The sequence below is a fragment of the Streptomyces sp. NPDC014889 genome (genome assembly GCF_043081205.1).
In the GTDB taxonomy this organism is placed as follows: domain Bacteria; phylum Actinomycetota; class Actinomycetes; order Streptomycetales; family Streptomycetaceae; genus Streptomyces.
In genome coordinates this window covers 241,122-261,260 of record NZ_JBIBWH010000003.1, presented here as the reverse complement: position 1 = coordinate 261,260, position 20,139 = coordinate 241,122, and the positions used below count along the sequence as shown (strand labels likewise).

Here is a 20,139-nt window from a genome sequence, read left to right as displayed (position 1 = left end):
ATGTTCGAAACGGTTCTGGTGGCCAATCGGGGCGAGATCGCCGTCCGGGTCATCCGTACGCTGCGCGCGCTCGGCGTGCGCTCGGTGGCCGTCTTCTCCGACGCCGACGCCGACGCCCGGCATGTCCGGGAGGCCGACACGGCGGTCCGGATCGGACCGGCGCCCGCGGCCGAGAGCTATCTGTCCGTCGAGCGGATCCTGGAGGCCGCCGCCCGCACCGGCGCGCAGGCCGTCCACCCCGGGTACGGCTTCCTGGCGGAGAACGCCGGGTTCGCGCGGGCCTGCGAGGAGGCCGGGCTGGTCTTCATCGGCCCTCCGGCGGACGCGATCTCCCTCATGGGCGACAAGATCCGCGCCAAGGAGACGGTGAAGGCCGCCGGTGTGCCGGTGGTCCCCGGCTCCAGCGGCTCCGGACTCACCGACGCCCAACTGGCCCAGGCCGCCCGCGAGATCGGCATGCCGGTGCTGCTGAAGCCGTCCGCCGGCGGCGGCGGCAAGGGCATGCGGCTGGTGCGGGACGCCGGCCTGCTCGACGAGGAGATCGCCGCCGCCCGCCGTGAGGCCCGCGCCTCCTTCGGCGACGACACCCTGCTGGTCGAGCGCTGGGTCGACCGTCCCCGGCACATCGAGATCCAGGTCCTGGCCGACGGACACGGCAACGTGGTGCACCTCGGCGAGCGCGAGTGCTCTCTCCAGCGCCGCCACCAGAAGATCGTCGAGGAGGCGCCGAGCGTGCTCCTCGACGAGGAGACCCGGGCCGCGATGGGCGAGGCCGCGGTCCAGGCGGCCCGCTCCTGCGGGTACCGGGGCGCGGGCACGGTGGAGTTCATCGTCCCCGGCGGCGACCCGGCGTCGTACTTCTTCATGGAGATGAACACCCGCCTCCAGGTGGAGCACCCGGTCACCGAGCTGATCACGGGTCTCGACCTGGTGGAGTGGCAGCTCCGGGTGGCGGCCGGCGAGCCGCTAGCGTTCGCCCAGGAGAACGTCCGGCTGACCGGTCACGCGATCGAGGCCCGGCTGTGCGCGGAGGACCCGGCACGCGGGTTCCTGCCCTCGGGCGGCACGGTGCTCGCACTGCGCGAGCCGCAGGGCTGGGGGTCCCCCCTGCTCGGAGAGCTTGGGGGAAGTGTGCGCACCGACTCCGGGCTCAGCGAGGGCACGGAGGTCGGCAGCCTGTACGACCCGATGCTGTCCAAGGTGATCGCCCACGGCCCGGACCGCGCCACCGCGCTCAGGAAGCTGCGGGCGGCCCTCGCCGGGACGGTCACGCTGGGCGTGCAGACCAACGCCGGGTTCCTGCGCCGGCTGCTGGCCCACCCGGCCGTCGTGGCGGGCGACCTGGACACGGGCCTGGTGGAGCGGGTGGTCGACGAGCTGATCACCCCGGAGGTGCCGGAGGAGGTCTACGAGGCCGCCGCGGCCGTACGGCTGGAGGCCCTGCGGCCGAAGGGCGGGGGCTGGACCGACCCGTTCTCCGTGCCGAGCGGCTGGCGGCTGGGCGGGGAGCCGAAGCCGATGGCGTTCCCGCTGCGGGTGCCGGGACTCGAACCCGTCACTCACCAGGTGCGCGGCACCCACACGGTCACCGACGACACGGTGTCCGTCACTCTCGACGGCGTCCGCCACGCCTTCCACCGCGCCGCCGACTGGCTGGCCCGCGACGGCGACGCCTGGCACGTGCGCGACCACGACCCGGTGGCCGCCTCGCTCAGCCGCTCGGCCCACTCCGGTGCCGACTCGCTCACCGCCCCCATGCCGGGCACGGTCACGGTGGTGAAGGTCGCGGTCGGCGACGAGGTGGCCGCGGGCCAGAGCCTGCTGGTGGTCGAGGCGATGAAGATGGAGCACGTCATCTCCGCGCCGCACGCCGGCACCGTCACCGAACTGGACGTCACACCGGGCACGACGGTCGCCATGGACCAGGTCCTGGCGGTCATCGCCCCCGTGGAGGAGGAGACGGCATGACCGCCCCGGACGGCATGAGCACCTCGGACACCGGGCTCCCGATGGTGGTCCCGGCGCCCGGCCTGCCCGCGCGGGTCAGGATCCACGAGGTCGGGCCGCGCGACGGACTGCAGAACGAGAAGGCGACCGTACCGACCGAGGTCAAGGCGGAGTTCATCCGCCGCCTCGCCGACGCGGGCCTGACGACCGTGGAGGCCACCAGCTTCGTCCACCCGAAGTGGGTTCCCCAACTGGCGGACGCGGAGGACCTGTTCCCGCAAGTCAAGGCCCTGAAGGGGATGCACCTCCCGGTCCTCGTGCCCAATGCGCGCGGACTGGAGCGCGCGCTCGCCCTGGGGGCGGACCGCATCGCCGTCTTCGCCAGCGCCACCGAGTCCTTCGCCAAGGCCAACCTCAACCGCACGGTGGAGGAGTCGCTCGCGGTCTTCGAACCCGTCGTGGCGCGCGCGAAGGACGAGGGCGCCCATGTCCGCGGCTATGTCTCCATGTGCTTCGGCGATCCCTGGGAGGGGGCCGTCCCGGTCCACCAGGTCGTCCATGTGTGCAGGGCGCTCCTGGACATGGGCTGCGACGAGCTGAGCCTCGGGGACACGATCGGCGTCGCCTCCCCCGGGCACGTCCTGGAGCTGCTGGCCGCGCTCAACGAGCGGCGCGTGCCGACCTCCGCGCTCGGCGTGCACTTCCACGACACCTACGGCCAGGCACTCGCCAACACCCTGGCCGCCCTCCAGCACGGCGTCACCACCGTCGACGCCTCCGCGGGCGGTCTCGGCGGCTGCCCGTACGCCAAGTCCGCCACCGGCAACCTCGCCACCGAGGACCTCGTGTGGATGCTGCGGGGTCTCGGCATCGAGACCGGAGTCGACCTCGGCCGTCTGACCGCTACCAGCGCGTGGATGGCCGACCGGCTGGGCCGCCCCAGCCCTTCCCGCACCCTCCGTGCCCTCTCCCACAAGGAGCAGTGATCGACGATGAACCACCGTCTCTCCCCCGAGCTGGAGGAACTCCGCCGTACGGTGGAGCAGTTCGCCCACGACGTCGTCGCCCCGAAGATCGGCGACTTCTACGAGCGGCACGAGTTCCCGTACGAGATCGTGCGGGAGATGGGCCGCATGGGCCTGTTCGGGCTGCCGTTCCCGGAGGAGTGCGGCGGCATGGGCGGTGACTACCTGGCGCTGGGCATCGCGCTGGAGGAGCTGGCCCGGGTGGACTCCTCGGTCGCCATCACGCTGGAGGCCGGGGTCTCGCTCGGCGCCATGCCGATCCATCTCTTCGGCACCGACGAGCAGAAGCGCGAGTGGCTGCCGCGGCTGTGCTCCGGCGAGATACTCGGCGCCTTCGGCCTCACCGAGCCCGACGGCGGCTCGGACGCGGGCGCGACCCGCACGACGGCCCGGCTCGACCCGGAGACCGACGAGTGGGTGATCAACGGCACCAAGTGCTTCATCACCAACTCGGGCACGGACATCACCGGGCTGGTGACGGTGACGGCGGTGACCGGCCGCAAGCCCGACGGGCGCCCGCAGATCTCCGCGATCATCGTCCCCTCCGGCACGCCCGGCTTCACGGTGGCGCCCGCCTACTCGAAGGTCGGCTGGAACGCCTCGGACACCCGTGAGCTGTCCTTCGCCGACGTCCGGGTGCCGGCGGCGAACCTGCTGGGCGAGGAGGGCCGCGGCTACGCGCAGTTCCTGCGCATCCTCGACGAGGGCCGGATCGCCATCGCGGCGCTGGCGACCGGGCTGGCGCAGGGCTGTGTGGACGAGTCGGTGAAGTACGCCAAGGAGCGCCACGCCTTCGGCAAGCCCATCGGCTCCAACCAGGCCATCCAGTTCAAGATCGCCGACATGGAGATGAAGGCCCACACGTCCCGCCTCGCCTGGCGCGACGCGGCCTACCGCCTGGTGGCCGGTGAGCCCTTCAAGAAGGAGGCCGCCCTGGCCAAGCTCTACTCCTCAACGATCGCCGTCGACAACGCCCGCGACGCCACGCAGGTCCACGGCGGCTACGGCTTCATGAACGAGTATCCGGTGGCCCGTATGTGGCGCGACTCCAAGATCCTCGAAATCGGCGAGGGCACGAGCGAGGTGCAGCGGATGCTGATCGCGAGGGAGCTGGGCCTGACGGGCTGACGCAGCGGCAGCGCACGGGCCGCCAGCCGGCACGGACACGGCGGCCCGCCCTGCTGACCGGCGCGGACACGGCGACCCGCCACCTGGACAGCGACTGAGGTTAGGCTAACCTACCTTCGAACCTGTCCGGCGGGCGCTCCGCCCTGTTCGAAAGCAGTCACACCCATGCCCAACGCCCGTGCCACTCTTCTCTCCCGCCGCAGCATTCTCGCCGCGGGCGGCGCCCTCGGCCTCGGTGCCGCGCTCGCAGCCTGCGGTGACAGCGACGCGAAAGGCGGCGGCTCGGGCGGCAAGGCGGCCAAGGGCGCGTCCGGCGCCTGGACGTTCAAGGACGACCGCGGGCAGACCGTGAAGGCCGGCCGGACCCCCTCGCGCATCGTCGCCTTCGTCGGGGTCGCCGCCGCGCTGCACGACTACGGCGTCCGGGTCGAGGGCGTCTTCGGCCCGACGACGACCAAGGACGGCAAGGCCGATGTGCAGGCCGGCGACCTGGACGTCGGCAAGGTGGCGGTGCTCGGCAACGAGTGGGGCCAGTTCAACATCGAGAAGTACGCCTCCCTCGCCCCCGATCTGCTCGTCTCCACCATGTTCGACGACGCGGGCACCCTCTGGTACGTCCCGGAGGAGTCGAAGAAGAAGATCCTCGCCGTCGGCGCCCCCACCGTCGGGATCTCCGTCTACGACCGGCAGCTGACCGAGCCGCTGGAGCGCATGCTCGCGCTGGCCAAGTCGCTCGGCGGGGACGTCACCGGCGACAAGGTGAAGCAGGCCAGGAAGCGGTTCGAGGACGCGGCCGCCCGGCTGCGCGCCGCCGCCCGGGCGAAGCCGGACATCAAGGTGCTGGTGGGCTCCGCGAGCCAGGACCTGTTCTACGTCTCCGGCACCAACCTCTCCGTCGACCTGGAGTACTTCAAGGCCCTCGGCGTGAACTTCGTCGAGCCCCCGGAGAGCGCCAAGAAGCAGGGCGGCGGCTGGTACGAGTCCCTGAGCTGGGAGAACGCCGACAAGTACGCGGCGGACATCATCATGATGGACAACCGCTCCTCGGCCATCCAGCCCGCCGACATCGCCCAGGGCACCTGGAAGAAGCTCCCCGCGGTCAAGGGGAAGCAGGTCATCGCCCGCAACCCCGAGCCGATCCTGTCGTACGACAAGTGCGCCCCGCTGCTCGAGGACCTCGCGAAGGCCATCGAGACGGCGAAGAAGGTCGCCTGACCCGACCCGCCCCTTCCCGGGCGTGAACATCCCCCACAAAAAGCCCCCTGACGACGACTCAGGAGCACTCATGACGACGGCCGTGGCCGCCCCGTTCCGTTTCTTCTCCCTCCAGGTCGTACGGACGAGGCGGCTCGGCCCGTCTCTCGTCCGCGTCACCTTCGCGGGACCCGACCTGCACGCCTTCCACTCCGGCGGACGCGACCAGTCCCTCTCCCTATTCCTGCCGCACCCCGGCCAGGCCGAGCCGGTGGTGCCGCTGGAACTCGGGGACCAGTGGTGGCAGGGCTGGCGTGAACTCCCCGACGACGTACGGGCGGTGATGCGTTCGTACACCCTGAGGTCCCTGCGCCGCGGGCCCGACGAGATCGACATCGACTTCGCCCTGCACGGCCTGGAGTCCGGCGCCGCGGCGCCCGCCGGTCCCGCCTCCCGCTGGGCCGCCCGCGCCACGCCCGGCGACCGCGTCCTGCTGCTCGGCCCGGCGGTCGCGGACAACCGGGCGATCCGCTTCCGCCCGCCCGAGGACACCGATCTGGTGGTGATGTGGGGCGACGAGACCGCCGTGCCCGCCGCGACCGCGATCCTGGAGTCCCTGCCGGCCGGCACACGGGTGCGCGCCTGGCTGGAGGTGGGCCACGCGGGCGACATCCAGGACGTGACGACCGGCGCCGACGCCGAGGTCACCTGGCTGGTGCGCGAGCCGGGGGTGGGGCCCCCGATGGCGCTCGACGCCCTGCGCGGCACTCGGCTTCCCGGCTGTGCACGGCCGTACGTCTGGCTCGCGGGCGAGTCCGGGTGCGTCCGGGCGCTGCGCCGGCACTTCGTCGGCGAGCGCGGGACCGACCGGCGGCGCGTCACCTTCGTGGGCTACTGGCGGCACGGCCTGAGCGAGGAGCAGGTGCGCACACAGGAGTGACACGGGTCACGGCGGGCGACACTCGTCGTAGATCAACTCAGGTTAGGCTAACCTAAGCAGCGCGCGCCGCTTCCCCGTCCGCACGGACCGTCCCCACCCCACCGGAGGACCCCCACATGCGCTCACACCTGCTCAACGACCTGACCGCGGAGCACTACCGCCGGTCCGTGACGGAAGGAGTGGAGCGGGTGGCCGCCCGACTGGCCGCCGCCGAAAGGCCGTTCACGGGCGTGACCGCCGACGCCCTCTCCCCCCGCATCGAGCGGGTCGACCTGGACCGTCCGCTGAACGACACCACGGCGGCCCTCGACGAACTGGAGGAGGTCTACCTCCAGGACGCCGTCTACTTCCACCACCCCCGCTACCTCGCCCACCTCAACTGCCCTGTCGTCATCCCGGCGGTGCTCGGCGAGGCCGTCCTGTCCGCCGTCAACTCCTCCCTCGACACCTGGGACCAGTCGGCCGGCGGCACCCTGATCGAGCGCAAGCTCATCGACTGGACGGCCGCCCGGATCGGCCTCGGCCCCGACGCCGACGGCGTGTTCACCTCCGGCGGAACCCAGTCCAACCTGCAGGCGCTGCTGCTGGCCCGCGAGGAGGCCCGCGCCAATTCGCTCTCCGAGCTGCGCATCCTCACCTCCGAGGCGAGCCACTTCAGTGTGCGCAAGTCCGCGCTGCTGCTCGGCCTCGGACCCGAGTCCGTGGTCGGCATCCCGGTCGACCACGACAAGCGCATGCACACCCTGGCGCTCGCCCACGAGCTGGAGCGCTGCCACCGCGACGGACTGGTCCCGATGGCCGTGGTCGCCACCGCCGGCACCACCGACTTCGGCTCCATCGACCCGCTGCCCGAGATCGCCGAGCTGTGCGAACGCTTCGGCACCTGGCTGCACGTCGACGCGGCCTACGGCTGCGGTCTGCTGGTCTCCCCCACCCGCCGCGAACTGCTCGACGGCATCGAACGCGCCGACTCGGTCACCGCCGACTACCACAAGTCCTTTTTCCAGCCGGTGAGTTCCTCCGCCCTGCTGGTCCGGCACGCCTCGGCCCTGCGGCACGCCACCTACCACGCGGACTACCTCAACCCGCGGCGCGCGGTGACCGAGCGCATCCCCAACCAGGTCGACAAGTCCCTCCAGACCACCCGCCGCTTCGACGCCCTCAAACTGTGGATGACCCTGCGCGTGATGGGCGCCGACGGCATCGGGCAGCTCTTCGACGAGGTGTGCGACCTGGCCGCCGCGGGCTGGAAACTGCTCGCCGCCGACCCGCGCTTCGACGTCGTCGTCGAACCGACGCTGTCCACCCTGGTCTTCCGCTACATCCCGGCGGCCGTCACCGACCCGGCCGAGATCGACCGCGCCAACCTCCACGCCCGCAAGGCCCTGTTCGCCTCCGGCGCCGCCGCGGTCGCGGGCACCAAGGTCGCCGGCCGCCACTACCTGAAGTTCACCCTGCTCAACCCCGGGACCACGACCGACGACCTCATCGCCGTCCTCGATCTGATCGCCGGCCACGCCGGGCAGTACCTGGGAGAGTCCCTTGACCGCGCGTCCTGAAGCGACCGAAACCACCGAGGCCCGCGGGACCGAGGAACGGCCCCGGGCCGCCTACGACTTCGTGGGCATCGGCCTGGGCCCCTTCAACCTCGGCCTGGCCTGCCTCACCGAGCCGATCGCCGAACTGAACGGCGTCTTCCTGGAGTCCAAGCCCGACTTCGAGTGGCACTCGGGCATGTTCCTCGACGGCGCCCACCTGCAGACCCCGTTCATGTCGGACCTGGTCACCCTGGCCGACCCGACCTCCCCGTTCTCCTTCCTCAACTACCTGAAGGAGAAGGGCCGCCTGTACTCGTTCTACATCCGGGAGAACTTCTACCCGCTGCGCGTCGAGTACGACGACTACTGCCGCTGGGCGGCGTCCCGGCTGAGCAGCGTCCGCTTCGGGACGACGGTCACCGAGGTGACGTACGACGAGGGCGACGAGCTGTACACCGTGCGCACACACACCGGGGCCGCCTACCGCGCCCGCCGCCTGGTGCTGGGCACGGGCACGCCCGCGTACCTCCCCGAGGCCTGCCGCGGCCTGACCGGCGACTTCCTGCACAACTCCCGCTATCTGGAACACAAGGCGGAGCTCCAGCGCAAGGAGTCGATCACGCTGGTGGGCAGCGGCCAGTCCGCCGCCGAGATCTACTACGACCTGCTCGGCGAGATCGACGTCCACGGCTACCGGCTGAACTGGGTCACCCGCTCCCCGCGTTTCTTCCCGCTGGAGTACACCAAGCTCACCCTGGAGATGACCTCACCGGAGTACATCGACTACTACCACGCGCTGCCGGAGCAGACCCGCTACCGCCTCACCGAGCAGCAGAAGGCCCTGTTCAAGGGCATCGACGGCACCCTGATCGACGAGATCTTCGACCTGCTCTACCAGAAGAACCTCTCCGGCCCGGTCCCCACCCGCCTGCTCACCAACTCCGCGCTCACCGGGGCGACTCATCACGACGGCGCGTACACCCTCACCTTCCGCCAGGAGGAACAGGGGAAGGACTTCGAGCTGCGCTCCGAGGGCCTGGTCCTGGCCACCGGCTACCGGTACGCCGAACCGGAGTTCCTGAAGCCGATCCGGGGCCGGCTGCGCTACGACTCCCACGGCAACCACGACATCGGCCGCAACTACGCCATCGACGTCACCGGCCGGGGCGTCTTCCTCCAGAACGGCGGTGTGCACGCCCACAGCGTCACCAGCCCCGACCTGGGCATGGGCGCCTACCGCAACAGCTGCATCATCCGCGAGCTGCTCGGCACCGAGCACTACCCGGTCGAGAAGACCATCGCTTTCCAGGAGTTCGCCGTATGACCTTCACCTTCCGTCCGCTCGACCCGCTGAAGGACGCCGAGCTGCTGCACGGCTGGGTCACCCATCCCAAGGCGACGTTCTGGATGATGCAGGACGCGACGCTCACGGACGTCGAGCGCGCCTACATGGAGATCGCCGCCGACCCCCACCGCAACGCCTTCCTCGGCCTGCACGACGGCGAACCCGCCTTCCTGATGGAGAGGTACGAACCGGCCCACCGCGAGCTGGTGGGGCTGTACGAGCCGGAGCCGGGGGACGTCGGCATGCACTTCCTGGTCGCGCCCGCCGACACGCCCGTGCACGGGTTCACCCGGGCCGTGCTCACCGCCGTGATGCGGCACCTGTTCGAGGATCCGGCGACGCGCCGGGTCGTGGTGGAGCCCGACGTGCGCAACGCGGCCGTGCAGGCGCTGAACTCGGCCGTCGGGTTCGTGCCGGAGCGCGAGATCGACAAGCCCGAGAAGACGGCGCTGCTGAGCTTCTGCACCCGGGAGCGGTTCACCGCGGCGACGGGGGTGACGGCATGACCCTTGCCGACGCCGTGTCCCACCTCTCACCGGAGCACTGGGAGACCGCCAACCGCCTGCTCATACGCAAGGCGCTCGCCGAGTTCACGCACGAGCGGCTGCTCACCCCCCGCCCGGACGGCGACCACTTCGTCGTCCCCACCGACGACGGCCTCACCCAGTACCGCTTCACCGCCGTCCGCCGCGCCCTCGACCACTGGCAGGTGGACCCGGACTCGATCACCCGCCGGCGCGACAGCACCGAACTGCCGCTGGCGGCACTGGACTTCTTCATCGAGTTCAAGGCGTCGCTGGGGCTGAGCGACGAGATCCTGCCGGTCTACCTGGAGGAGATCTCCTCCACCCTGGCGAGCACCTGCTACAAGCTCGCCAAGCCGCAGGTCACCTCCGCCGAGCTGGCGAAGGGCTCCTTCCAGGACATCGAGAGCGGGATGACCGAGGGCCATCCCTGCTTCGTCGCCAACAACGGGCGGCTCGGCTTCGGGGTCCACGAGTACCTGTCGTACGCCCCCGAGGCCGCGAGCCCCGTCCGGCTGGTGTGGCTGGCCGCGCACCGCTCACGGGCGGCGTTCACGGCGGGCGCCGGCATCGAGTACGAGGCCTTCCTGCGCGAGGAGCTGGGCGCGGAGACCGTCGAGCGCTTCCAGGCCCGGCTCACCGGCCAGGGTCTCGACCCCGCCGACTATCTGCTGATCCCCGTCCACCCGTGGCAGTGGTGGAACAAGCTCACCGTCACCTTCGCCGCCGAGATCGCCCGCCGGCACCTGGTCTGCCTGGGCGAGGGCGACGACGAGTACCTGGCCCAGCAGTCCATCCGGACCTTCTTCAACCGCTCGAACCCGCAACGGCACTACGTCAAGACCGCCCTGTCCGTGCTCAACATGGGCTTCATGCGCGGGCTGTCGGCCGCCTACATGGAGGCCACCCCGGCCATCAATGACTGGCTGGCGCAGCTCATCGCCGACGACCCGGTGCTGAAGTCGACGGGTCTGACGATCATCCGCGAGCGGGCGGCCGTCGGCTACCGGCACCTGGAGTACGAGGAGGCGACGGACCGCTACTCGCCGTACCGGAAGATGCTGGCCGCGCTGTGGCGCGAGAGCCCGGTGCCCTCGCTGCGGGACGGCGAGTCCCTGGCCACCATGGCCTCGCTGCTGCACGTGGACCACGAGGGCGCGTCCTTCGCGGGCGCCCTGATCGAGCGCTCCGGTCTGTCGGCGAGGCAGTGGCTGCGCGGCTGGCTGCGCGCCTACCTCACCCCTTTGCTGCACAGCTTCTACGCCTACGACCTGGTGTTCATGCCGCACGGCGAGAACGTGATCCTGGTGCTGGAGGACGGCGAGGTGCGGCGGGCGGTCTTCAAGGACATCGCCGAGGAGATCGCGGTCCTCGACCCGGACGCCGCGCTGCCGCCCGAGGTGCGGCGGATCCGGGTGGAGGTCCCGGACGACCAGAAGCTGCTGTCCCTGTTCACGGACGTCTTCGACTGCTTCTTCCGCTTCCTCGCCGCGACCCTCGCCGCCAAGGGGATCCTGGAGGAGGACGACTTCTGGCGGACGGTCGCCGAGGTGGTCCGCGAGTACCAGGAGTCGGTGCCCGAACTCGCCTGGAAGTTCGGGGAGTACGACCTGTTCGCCCCCGAGTTCGCGCTGTCCTGCCTCAACCGGCTCCAACTGCGCGACAACCGGCAGATGGTGGATCTCGCGGACCCATCCGGGGCGCTCCAGCTCGTCGGGACCCTGCGCAACCCGCTCGCGGGGCGCTGAGTCCCGGCCCGGACGGACGGGCACCCCGGAGTACGGTCCTCCGGGGTGCCCGTCGCGTGTGTTCTTGGTGCTCCTGCCGCCGCTGTTCCTACTTCGTGGGCCAGGGCACCTGCGGGGAGCGGTAGTAGCCGATCCCGAGCGCGTCCCAGCGCGGGGCCTGGGCCGCCAGACGCGTGCTGTAGGCGTCCCAGTCGTGCGTGGCCGCGGGCGACCAGCCGAGTTCGGCGACGCCGGGCAGCCGGGGGAAGGCCATGGCGTCGATGTGGGCCGAGGTGGAGAGGGTCTCCGACCACAGCGGCGCCTCGACACCGCGGACCGCGGAGGCGGGCGCGCCCGGCACGTAGCCGCCCGGATCCCAGTCGTAGGACCGCCGCACCTCGACATAGCCGGCCCAGGCCAGTCCGAGCGGGGTGTCCTTGGTGTACTTCATGTCGAGGTACACCCGGTCGGCCGGGGACAGGATCAGCCCGGTGCCGTTCTGCGCGGCCCGGGCGACCTGGGCCTTCTCCGCCGCGCTGGTGGAGTCCAGGCCCCAGTACTGGGCGAGCGCGCCCTTGGCCGGGGTGGCGCCGGTGAGCTGGTGCCAGCCGATCACCGTCTTGCCGTACTTGGCGACGACGGGCTGCACCCGGTCCATGAACTTCACGTAGTCGTCGTGGCTGGTGGAGTGCGCCTCGTCACCGCCGATGTGCAGATAGCGGCCGGGGGTGAGGGCGGCGAGCTCGTGGACGACGTCGTCCACGAAGTCGTAGGTGATCTCCTTGGACACGCACAGCGAGCTGAACCCGACCTGGGTGCCGGTGTACAGCGGGGGCGCCACGCCGTCGCAGTTCAGCTCCGCGTAGGAGGAGAGGGCCCCGTTGGTGTGGCCGGGCATGTCGATCTCGGGGACGACCTCCAGATGGCGGGAGGCGGCGTAGCGGACGATCTCCCGGTAGTCGGCCTTGGTGTAGTGGCCGCCCGCGCCGCCGCCGACCTGCGTCGAGCCGCCGTGGGCCGCCAGGCGCGGCCAGGAGTCGACGGCGATGCGCCAGCCCTGGTCGTCGCTGAGGTGGAGATGCAGCTCGTTGATCTTGTAGAGGGCGAGTTCGTCGATGTAGCGCTTGACCTGCGTGACGGTGAAGAAGTGCCGGGAGACGTCGAGCATGGCGCCCCGGTAGCCGTAGCGCGGGCGGTCCTGGATGGTGCCGCCGGCGACCAGCCACGGCCCCGGCTGCACGGACTTCTTCTCGACGGCGGCGGGCAGCAGCTGCCGCAGGGTCTGCACTCCGTGGAACAGGCCGGCCGGCTTCCCCGCGGTGATCGTCACCCCGCTCGCCGCGCTGTCCAGCCGGTAGCCCTCGGCGCCGTACGACCCCTTGGCCAGCCGCAGGCGGATGCCGCCCTGGCCCTGGGTGGTCAGCGGCAGCCGGTAGCCGGTGGACGGCCGCAGAACGTCCGCGAGGTACTCGCCCACCCGGCGCGTCTCACGTGAGCCGTCGACGCGGATGCGGGTGCCCGCCGTGACGCGGTACGGGCTTCCGCCCGCCTGGACGGACGCGGGGGCCGGGATCACCTGGTCCAGCGGCGTCGCGGCCCGCGTGGGCGCCGCGCCCCCGGCGGGCGCGGCGCCCACGGCGCAGGCCCCGGCCGCCGCCACGAGCAGCAGCGAACCCAGGGCTCGGCTCGCCCTGGGCATCCGGATCCTGCGGGGAGTCGTGCTGTGGTGCCGTCTCACATGCGCTCCCTTCGTTCGGCTCGGGGACTCCGGAGAGCCCCGACGGTATGGACCACTCTCCCGCAGATGCGGTGAAACAATCTCCCCATGACGGAAATCATCCAGAGCGACGGCAGGTGGGTCCTGGACGGCGACGCCCTGAGACTGACCCCGGGACGGGACAGGAACGTCGGTCTGCTGCGCCGGACCCTGGGTGAGATCCGCGTACCGCTCGCCGCTCTGGCGGACGTCTCGTTCGAGCAGGGCAAGCGGACGGGACGGCTGAGGCTGCGGCTGCGTGACGGCGCCGACCCGCTGCTCCTCGCGACCGGGGGCCGGCTGACCGAGCCGCACGACCCCTATCAGCTGCTCGTGGAGTCCGAGCGTTTCGGGGTCGCCGAGTACTTCGTGGACGCGGTCCGTGACGCGCTGCGGCTGGAGCAGGTGCCCTCCGGCCCGGTGACGGACTACCTGCTGCCCGGCCCCGCGCTGCCTCTGTCGGTGTCGGCCGGGGACGGCACGGCGAGCTTCGACGGCGAGCGGGTGCGGCTGGAGTGGAACTGGAAGACGGAGGACGCCAAGGCCGCGGGCGGGGCCCGCACGCTCGCGCTCGCCGACATCACGGCGGCGGAGTGGCTGCCCGCCGCCGGGCTGGAGAACGGCTGCCTGCGCCTGACGGTGCGGGGCGCGCCCGCCGACGTCCCGCCCAAGCACGACCCGAACGCGGTGGAGCTGTGGGGCTTCAAGAAGGACCCGCTGATGGCGCTGGTCGCCGCGGCCGTGCAGGCCAGGCTCCCGCATCCGGCCGCGCCCGTGGACGGGGCCGTGCCCGGCGAGCCCGCGCCGCCGGAGGCCGCGGCGGACGCGACCGAGGAGGACCACGACGCCCTGCTGCGGCGGCTGCGCGAACTGGGCGAGCTGCACCGCACGGGGGTACTGACGGACGAGGAGTTCACGTTGGCCAAGCAGGCGATCCTCAGACGCATGTGAGAACCGTCCGGGCGGCACCGCACCCCGCCCCCGAACAACCCCACCGACACTTCCCTGCCCGAAATCGGGCAGGTTTCTTGCGAAAGCCCGCCCCTTACTCCAGAATCCACCGGGTGCACGACGAACTTGTTGATCATCTGACGCGGTCCACGCCCCTGAACCGGGGCGAGGCACTCCGGGTGGTCCAGGACGTGCTCGCCTACTTCGACGAGACGACCGAGGAGTTCGTCCGTCGCCGCCACCGCGAGCTCCAGGCCCAGGGCCTGGTGAACGCGGAGATCTTCGAACGGATCGGGGCGGACCTGAAGTACCGCGCGGTGGCACCGCCGGAACTCTCCCTCCGGCAGCTGCGCCGGATCGTCTACGGCTGAGGGATTACCTGTATGTGCGGAATCGTCGGATACATCGGCAAGCGTGACGTCGCCCCCCTGCTCCTGGAAGGCCTTCAGCGCCTGGAGTACCGCGGCTACGACTCCGCGGGCATCGCCGTCACCTCGCCGAAGACGGCCGGCCTGAAGATGGTCAAGGCCAAGGGCCGGGTCCGCGACCTGGAGGCCAAGGTCCCGGCGCGCTTCAAGGGCACCACGGGCATCGCCCATACCCGCTGGGCCACCCACGGCGCTCCCTCCGACCTGAACGCCCACCCGCACATGTCGGCCGACAACAAGGTCGCCGTCGTGCACAACGGCATCATCGACAACGCCTCCGACCTGCGCCGCAAGCTTCAGGCGGACGGCGTGGAGTTCCTCTCCGAGACCGACACCGAGGTGCTCACCCACCTCATTGCCCGCTCCGAGGCGGAAACGCTGGAGGAGAAGGTCCGCGCCGCCGTCCGCCAGGTCGAGGGCACCTACGGCATCGCCGTCCTGCACGCCGACTTCAACGACCGCATCGTGGTGGCCCGCAACGGCTCGCCGGTCGTGCTCGGCATCGGCGAGAAGGAGATGTTCGTCGCCTCCGACATCGCCGCGCTGGTCACCCACACCCGGCAGATCGTCACCCTCGACGACGGCGAGATGGCCACCCTCAAGGCCGACGACTTCCGCACGTACACCACCGAGGGCACCCGCACCACCGCCGAGCCGACCACGGTGGAGTGGGAGGCCGCCTCCTACGACATGGGCGGCCACGACACCTACATGCACAAGGAGATCCACGAGCAGGCCGAGGCCGTGGACCGGGTGCTGCGCGGCCGGATCGACGACCGGTTCGCCACCGTGCACCTCGGCGGCATCAACCTTGACGCCCGCGAGGCGCGCGCGGTGCGCCGGGTGAAGATCCTCGGCTGCGGCACCTCCTACCACGCGGGCATGATCGGCGCCCAGATGATCGAGGAGCTGGCCCGCATCCCCGCCGACGCCGAGCCGGCCTCCGAGTTCCGCTACCGCAACGCGGTGGTCGACCCCGACACGCTGTACGTCGCGGTCTCGCAGTCCGGTGAGACGTACGACGTGCTGGCGGCGGTGCAGGAACTCAAGCGCAAGGGCGCGCGGGTGCTCGGCGTCGTCAACGTGGTGGGCTCCGCCATCGCCCGCGAGGCCGACGGCGGCATCTACGTCCACGCCGGTCCCGAGGTCTGCGTGGTGTCCACCAAGTGCTTCACCAACACCTGTGTGGCCTTCGCGCTGCTCGCCCTGCACCTGGGCCGCATCCGCGACCTGTCGGTGCGTGACGGCAAGCGGATCATCGAGGGCCTGCGCAGGCTGCCGGCGCAAATCTCCGAGATCATGAAGCAGGAGGAGGAGATCGAGCGGCTGGCCCGGGACTACGCCGACGCCCGTTCGATGCTCTTCATCGGCCGGGTCCGTGGTTACCCGGTGGCCCGCGAGGCCTCCCTGAAGCTCAAGGAGGTCTCCTACATCCACGCCGAGGCCTACCCGGCCTCCGAGCTGAAGCACGGCCCGCTGGCCCTGATCGAGCCCGCCCTGCCGACGGTGGCGATCGTGCCGGACGACGACCTGCTGGAGAAGAACCGCGCGGCCATGGAGGAGATCAAGGCCCGCAGCGGCAGGATCCTCGCTGTCGCCCACCAGGAGCAGGAGAAGGCCGACCAGACGATCGTCGTGCCCAAGAACGAGGACGAGCTGGACCCCATCCTCATGGGCCTCCCCCTCCAACTCCTCGCCTACCACACCGCGTTGGCCCTGGGCCGGGACATCGACAAGCCCCGCAACCTGGCCAAGTCGGTGACGGTGGAGTAGCAGAAAGCGCCCCTGAGGGGCGCGGGGAACTGCGCGAGCAACCCCCACGCACCCGCACGGGCAGAACAAACAGAACGGACCCCCACGTGTGCCACCCACCACGCAGGGGTTCGTTCTCATCCACCGGAGGGCAATCCACCCCACCCCCCAGCCGGCGCAGCTAACCGGTGGCCGTCACCCCCCGGCCCGCAGCGCGTCGCGGAAGTTCCGTGGGCCAGTGAGCGAGAGCCGCCGTCGCCGCGTACCAGGCGACCGCTCCCGCCGCCACGGCGAACCATCCGCCCACCTTCGCCAGGCCGCCGTTGTCGGCGAACCGCGCGATGGCGAGCAGCACCAGGGAGACGAAGAACAGACCGTAGGTGCCCTGACCGAGCACGTCGCCGCCGGCGAGTGTCAACGTCAGGGCGACGAGGGCGAACAGAAGCAGGAACAGTCCCGCGCCGTTGGCGGACACCTGGCTGCCCGCGGAAACGGCCCAGGTGAACCAGAGGGCGCCGAGCGCGCCGTAGGCCGTACCGGTCGCCGTGTCGCGATCGCGGAAGGCCAGTAGTCCGGCGACGAACAGCGCGACGCCGCCCACGTAGTGAGCGAGTGTCACGGCGTCGTTCGCTGTCACTCCGTTGATGACTTCGGTGTACCCGAGGCCGAAGGCCAGCAGGGTGACACCGAGGGCGAGTCGACCGAGGATGGTGGTCGTGGTGCTTCCCGCAGAGACGTCGTTGGCCACGGCAAGCTCCCTTCATGCCTGCGCAGTTGTGCGGTGACCGGTATATGCCCTTCACAAGGGCACAAACACCTCTGCGTGCCGGTAATTTCGCGGAAACGTACGCGCTTTCGGCAGAAGGGGAGTTGGCGGGCTGAGCCGGCTACGGAATGACGACGACCGGCCGCTGCGCGCGCTTGGCGAGCCGGCCCGCGACCGAGCCGAACAGACGCCCCACGAGCCCGTGGGTGGAGCCCACGACGATCGCGTCCGCCTCGTACTCCTTGCCCACCTCTTCGAGTTCGTGGCAGATGTCGCCGCCGCGCTCGACCAGGATCCACGGCACCTCCGCCAGATACTCCGCGCAGGCGAGTTCGAGACCGAGGACCTCGGTGCGGTGGTCCGGCACGTCGACGAAGACGGGGGGCTCACAGCCCGCCCACACCGTGGTGGGGAGGCGGTTGGCGACGTGGACGATGATCAGGCCCGAGTGGGTGCGCTGCGCCATGCCGATCGCGTAGGCGAGGGCGCGCTCGCTGGAGGTGGACCCGTCGAAGCCGACGACGACACCGTGCTTGAACGCCGGATCGCACGGATGGCGTGGCTCTTCCGCCGCCAGAGGATCGGCCGCCGTGGGATCGGCGAGCGGTCGCTTGCGGTCCGCGGGTTCGAAGAATTCGTGACCGGCCATGGCTGTCTCGGCGAAGTGATCCTTTGTCGGGGACGACAGTCTGCGGCGAAGCTGTGTCCGGGAATGGTCTTCCCGACCCCATACCCCCAAGGGTACGGCGGCACGCCTCCTTAGCCCAGATCCCGCGCACTCTCCGTGGCGGTTCCCCGGAGCATGCACGAGCCACGCCCGTCACGCAATGGTTGCTGCCCCGTACAGGCGGTTTGTGCGGGATTCACTTTCCGCGACGGGCGGGAACACGGTAGCGGAGGGGCGTCGGCGGGCGACCGACCCGGCCCCGCGCCGGTGCCGCACAGTGACCGGCCCCTCGAACCCGCGTTGAACCCCGGAGAACCGCCGCCGTAGGGAGCACACCGTGTCCGGACCCCGTACCGTCCCCGACCGACGCCCGTTTCCCCCGTGGGACGGCGCGCCGGACACCGTGCAGGACGCCACCACGACCCCCGGGGCCGCCGCAGCGGCCGAGGTGGTGCGCTGGGCCGCGTTCAGCTGTGCCCTCGTCCCGCTGGTCCTGCTCTGGTACGGCACGTCGTTCGCCGGCGCCGCCGGCACAGCGCTGGGCCTCGGAGCCGCCACCGGCGCCTGCCGCTCACTGCTGCGCCGCTCCGAGCGCGAGGCGGCCAGGCTGCGCGCCGAGGAACAGGCCCCGCACCGGGGCGGCCACCACAGGACGGGGACAGGGACGCACCGGGGCGGTCGGCACCCCGGCGGGACGGCACCGGTCGGCTGACCGGTTTTTGCGCACGCGGGCGTATCTTTTCAGCCAACTTCTCGTATCTGTGCATTCTCCGACCGAAGCACCCCCCTCCCCCCGTTCGACCTGCAAGGAAAGGGTCTCCGCGGTCCGGCGCACCCTACGGGGATTGGCCACCGCGACGAGGCGCACTTCCCTGCACGCTCCCCGAGTGCAACGCTTCGTGATCGAATGCTTCACGCCAAGTTGCCATGTCGACAATGTGCCGTGTGACGAACTGGTCAACGCGGCACGGCGGGAAGCAGTAGATTCGATCTTGACTGTCTTACGGCGGGGGACTCGTGCAGGACCGAGGGGAAACGTGCAGGAGCGACACAACCGAGGAGCCGCGACCACCGAGGGGGGCTTAGCAGTATGAGCCACGACTCCACTGCCGCGCCGGAAACCGCGGCCCGGAAGCTTTCCGGGCGACGCCGCAAGGAGATCGTCGCGGTGCTGCTGTTCAGCGGCGGCCCCATCTTCGAGAGTTCCATACCTTTGTCGGTGTTCGGGGTTGACCGCCAGGACGCCGGCGTACCGCGCTACCGACTGCTGGTGTGCGGGGGCGAGGACGGCCCGCTGCGGACCACGGGGGGCCTGGAACTCACCACGCCGAACGGCCTGGAGGCGATCTCACGCGCGGGCACGGTCGTCGTGCCGGCCTGGCGTTCGATCACCTCGCCGCCACCGGAGGAGGCGCTCGACGCGCTGCGCCGGGCGCACGAGGAGGGGGCCCGCATCGTGGGCCTGTGCACCGGGGCGTTCGTGCTCGCCGCGGCGGGCCTGCTGGACGGCCGGCCGGCGACCACGCACTGGATGTACGCGCCGACGCTGGCCAAGCGCTATCCGTCGGTGCACGTGGATCCCAGAGAGCTGTTCGTCGACGACGGCGACGTGCTGACGTCGGCGGGTACGGCGGCCGGGATCGACCTGTGCCTGCACATCGTGCGCTCGGACCACGGCAACGAGGCGGCGGGCGCGCTGGCCCGGCGGCTGGTGGTCCCGCCTCGCCGGAGCGGAGGCCAGGAACGCTACCTGGACCGCTCTTTACCTGAGGAGATCGGCGCCGACCCGCTCGCCGAGGTCGTCGCCTGGGCGCTGGAGCACCTCCACGAGCAGTTCGACGTGGAGACGCTGGCGGCGCGGGCCTACATGAGCCGGCGTACGTTCGACCGCCGTTTCCGTTCCCTGACCGGGAGCGCGCCGCTGCAGTGGCTGATCACCCAGCGGGTGCTCCAGGCGCAGCGGCTGCTGGAGACGTCCGACTACTCGGTCGACGAGGTGGCGGGCCGCTGCGGCTTCCGCTCCCCCGTGGCGCTGCGCGGCCACTTCCGGCGGCAGCTCGGCTCGTCCCCGGCGGCGTACCGGGCGGCCTACCGGGCGCGGCGGCCGCAGAACGAGCGGCAGGGCGACGGCGACCTCGCCTCGGCGACGGCCGGCGCGCCGGGCGGCCCGGGAGCGCACTCCGCGGCGGCCCCGGCCGGTCCCGTGTCGCCGCTGCCCTCCTTCCACCCGGACAGCCAGGTGCCCCACCAGTCCCGCCGCACCGCGGCGCTCTCGGTGAGCGTTCCGGGCCAGCGCGGCGGCTCCTGACCCACGGCGGGGGGGGGGGGGGGCGCCCGGGGCCCCGCCCCCCCCCCCCGCCGCGGGGGGGGGCGCGCGCCCCCCGCCCCCCCCCCGGGGGGCGGGGCGGGGGGGGGCGGCCGGCGGGGGGGGACCATTAACATAGCCTGGTG

Annotated in this window: 17 protein-coding genes; 14 read left to right on the top strand and 3 right to left on the bottom strand. The window is 71.3% G+C overall.

Going from position 1 to position 20,139, the window contains the following annotated elements:
- From ACF09J_RS07330 to ACF09J_RS07290, 9 genes are all read left to right on the top strand, one after another.
- A complete protein-coding gene (locus tag ACF09J_RS07330) occupies window positions 1–1,968 on the top strand; it encodes a biotin carboxylase N-terminal domain-containing protein (RefSeq protein ID WP_392304674.1) in 1,968 nt (655 codons plus the stop codon).
- Window positions 1,965–2,933 carry a hydroxymethylglutaryl-CoA lyase gene (locus ACF09J_RS07325; RefSeq protein WP_392304395.1) on the top strand — a complete coding sequence of 323 codons (969 nt, stop codon included), beginning with the start codon at window positions 1,965–1,967 and terminating at the stop codon, window positions 2,931–2,933. Before ACF09J_RS07330 ends, ACF09J_RS07325 begins: the two co-directional genes overlap by 4 nt.
- Before the next feature lie 6 nt (window positions 2,934–2,939).
- Entirely contained in the window at window positions 2,940–4,100 is a 1,161-nt protein-coding gene (locus tag ACF09J_RS07320; RefSeq protein WP_392304394.1) for an acyl-CoA dehydrogenase family protein, read from the top strand.
- 165 nt (window positions 4,101–4,265) lie between these two features.
- Window positions 4,266–5,315 (top strand): ABC transporter substrate-binding protein, encoded by a 1,050-nt coding sequence (locus tag ACF09J_RS07315; RefSeq protein WP_392304393.1) that lies wholly within the window; start codon window positions 4,266–4,268, stop codon window positions 5,313–5,315.
- Window positions 5,316–5,385: 70 nt separating this feature from the next.
- Window positions 5,386–6,234, top strand: a complete 849-nt coding sequence (locus ACF09J_RS07310; protein WP_392304392.1) for a siderophore-interacting protein — start codon at window positions 5,386–5,388, stop codon at window positions 6,232–6,234.
- 116 nt (window positions 6,235–6,350) lie between these two features.
- On the top strand, window positions 6,351–7,793 hold the full coding sequence (locus ACF09J_RS07305) for a pyridoxal phosphate-dependent decarboxylase family protein (protein ID WP_392304391.1): 1,443 nt from the start codon (window positions 6,351–6,353) through the stop codon (window positions 7,791–7,793).
- Window positions 7,777–9,096 carry a lysine N(6)-hydroxylase/L-ornithine N(5)-oxygenase family protein gene (locus ACF09J_RS07300; protein ID WP_392304390.1) on the top strand — a complete coding sequence of 440 codons (1,320 nt, stop codon included), beginning with the start codon at window positions 7,777–7,779 and terminating at the stop codon, window positions 9,094–9,096. Before ACF09J_RS07305 ends, ACF09J_RS07300 begins: the two co-directional genes overlap by 17 nt.
- Window positions 9,093–9,623, top strand: coding sequence for a GNAT family N-acetyltransferase (locus tag ACF09J_RS07295; protein ID WP_392304389.1), 531 nt, complete (start codon window positions 9,093–9,095; stop codon window positions 9,621–9,623). The genes ACF09J_RS07300 and ACF09J_RS07295 overlap by 4 nt, the downstream gene beginning before the upstream one ends.
- Window positions 9,620–11,389, top strand: coding sequence for an IucA/IucC family protein (locus tag ACF09J_RS07290; RefSeq protein ID WP_392304388.1), 1,770 nt, complete (start codon window positions 9,620–9,622; stop codon window positions 11,387–11,389). Before ACF09J_RS07295 ends, ACF09J_RS07290 begins: the two co-directional genes overlap by 4 nt.
- 88 nt (window positions 11,390–11,477) lie before the next feature.
- On the opposite strand, the gene ACF09J_RS07285 is transcribed toward ACF09J_RS07290, so the two are convergent.
- Window positions 11,478–13,067 carry a beta-N-acetylhexosaminidase gene (locus tag ACF09J_RS07285; protein WP_392304387.1) on the bottom strand — a complete coding sequence of 530 codons (1,590 nt, stop codon included), beginning with the start codon at window positions 13,065–13,067 and terminating at the stop codon, window positions 11,478–11,480.
- A gap of 126 nt (window positions 13,068–13,193) precedes the next feature.
- Here ACF09J_RS07285 and ACF09J_RS07280 point away from each other — a divergent pair, with 126 nt between their 5' ends.
- The 3 genes from ACF09J_RS07280 to glmS all read left to right on the top strand — a co-directional run bounded on the left by ACF09J_RS07280 (window position 13,194) and on the right by glmS (window position 16,276).
- Window positions 13,194–14,075, top strand: coding sequence for a DUF4429 domain-containing protein (locus ACF09J_RS07280; RefSeq protein WP_392304386.1), 882 nt, complete (start codon window positions 13,194–13,196; stop codon window positions 14,073–14,075).
- 113 nt (window positions 14,076–14,188) lie between these two features.
- Window positions 14,189–14,446: a hypothetical protein gene (locus tag ACF09J_RS07275; protein WP_189705630.1), complete on the top strand. Its 258-nt coding sequence runs from the start codon at window positions 14,189–14,191 to the stop codon at window positions 14,444–14,446.
- Between the two features lie 12 nt (window positions 14,447–14,458).
- A complete protein-coding gene (glmS, locus tag ACF09J_RS07270) occupies window positions 14,459–16,276 on the top strand; it encodes a glutamine--fructose-6-phosphate transaminase (isomerizing) (protein ID WP_392304385.1) in 1,818 nt (605 codons plus the stop codon).
- Between the two features lie 160 nt (window positions 16,277–16,436).
- Here the strand turns inward: glmS and ACF09J_RS07265 are convergent, their stop codons facing one another.
- Window positions 16,437–17,003, bottom strand: a complete 567-nt coding sequence (locus ACF09J_RS07265; RefSeq protein ID WP_392304384.1) for a GPR1/FUN34/YaaH family transporter — start codon at window positions 17,001–17,003, stop codon at window positions 16,437–16,439.
- 139 nt (window positions 17,004–17,142) lie between these two features.
- Complete coding sequence (locus tag ACF09J_RS07260) at window positions 17,143–17,670, bottom strand: universal stress protein (RefSeq protein WP_392304383.1); 528 nt, start codon at window positions 17,668–17,670, stop codon at window positions 17,143–17,145.
- Window positions 17,671–18,025: 355 nt separating this feature from the next.
- Between ACF09J_RS07260 and ACF09J_RS07255 the strand changes: the two genes are divergently transcribed.
- Window positions 18,026–18,400 carry a hypothetical protein gene (locus ACF09J_RS07255; protein ID WP_392304382.1) on the top strand — a complete coding sequence of 125 codons (375 nt, stop codon included), beginning with the start codon at window positions 18,026–18,028 and terminating at the stop codon, window positions 18,398–18,400.
- A gap of 378 nt (window positions 18,401–18,778) precedes the next feature.
- Window positions 18,779–19,996: a helix-turn-helix domain-containing protein gene (locus tag ACF09J_RS07250; RefSeq protein ID WP_392304381.1), complete on the top strand. Its 1,218-nt coding sequence runs from the start codon at window positions 18,779–18,781 to the stop codon at window positions 19,994–19,996.
- The last annotated feature ends 143 nt before the right edge of the window (window positions 19,997–20,139 follow it).

Excerpts from the sequence above, each read along its gene's own strand:
- ACF09J_RS07260 (WP_392304383.1), bottom strand. The coding sequence starts at position 17,670 with ATGGCCGGTCACGAATTCTTCGAACCCGCGGACCGCAAGCGACCGCTC.
- ACF09J_RS07315 (WP_392304393.1), top strand. The coding sequence starts at position 4,266 with ATGCCCAACGCCCGTGCCACTCTTCTCTCCCGCCGCAGCATTCTCGCC.
- ACF09J_RS07290 (WP_392304388.1), top strand. The coding sequence starts at position 9,620 with ATGACCCTTGCCGACGCCGTGTCCCACCTCTCACCGGAGCACTGGGAG.
- ACF09J_RS07305 (WP_392304391.1), top strand. The coding sequence starts at position 6,351 with ATGCGCTCACACCTGCTCAACGACCTGACCGCGGAGCACTACCGCCGG.
- ACF09J_RS07285 (WP_392304387.1), bottom strand. The coding sequence starts at position 13,067 with ATGCCCAGGGCGAGCCGAGCCCTGGGTTCGCTGCTGCTCGTGGCGGCG.
- ACF09J_RS07280 (WP_392304386.1), top strand. The coding sequence starts at position 13,194 with ATGACGGAAATCATCCAGAGCGACGGCAGGTGGGTCCTGGACGGCGAC.
- ACF09J_RS07295 (WP_392304389.1), top strand. The coding sequence starts at position 9,093 with ATGACCTTCACCTTCCGTCCGCTCGACCCGCTGAAGGACGCCGAGCTG.
- ACF09J_RS07330 (WP_392304674.1), top strand. The coding sequence starts at position 1 with ATGTTCGAAACGGTTCTGGTGGCCAATCGGGGCGAGATCGCCGTCCGG.
- ACF09J_RS07325 (WP_392304395.1), top strand. The coding sequence starts at position 1,965 with ATGACCGCCCCGGACGGCATGAGCACCTCGGACACCGGGCTCCCGATG.
- glmS (WP_392304385.1), top strand. The coding sequence starts at position 14,459 with ATGTGCGGAATCGTCGGATACATCGGCAAGCGTGACGTCGCCCCCCTG.
- ACF09J_RS07250 (WP_392304381.1), top strand. The coding sequence starts at position 18,779 with ATGAGCCACGACTCCACTGCCGCGCCGGAAACCGCGGCCCGGAAGCTT.
- ACF09J_RS07320 (WP_392304394.1), top strand. The coding sequence starts at position 2,940 with ATGAACCACCGTCTCTCCCCCGAGCTGGAGGAACTCCGCCGTACGGTG.
- ACF09J_RS07310 (WP_392304392.1), top strand. The coding sequence starts at position 5,386 with ATGACGACGGCCGTGGCCGCCCCGTTCCGTTTCTTCTCCCTCCAGGTC.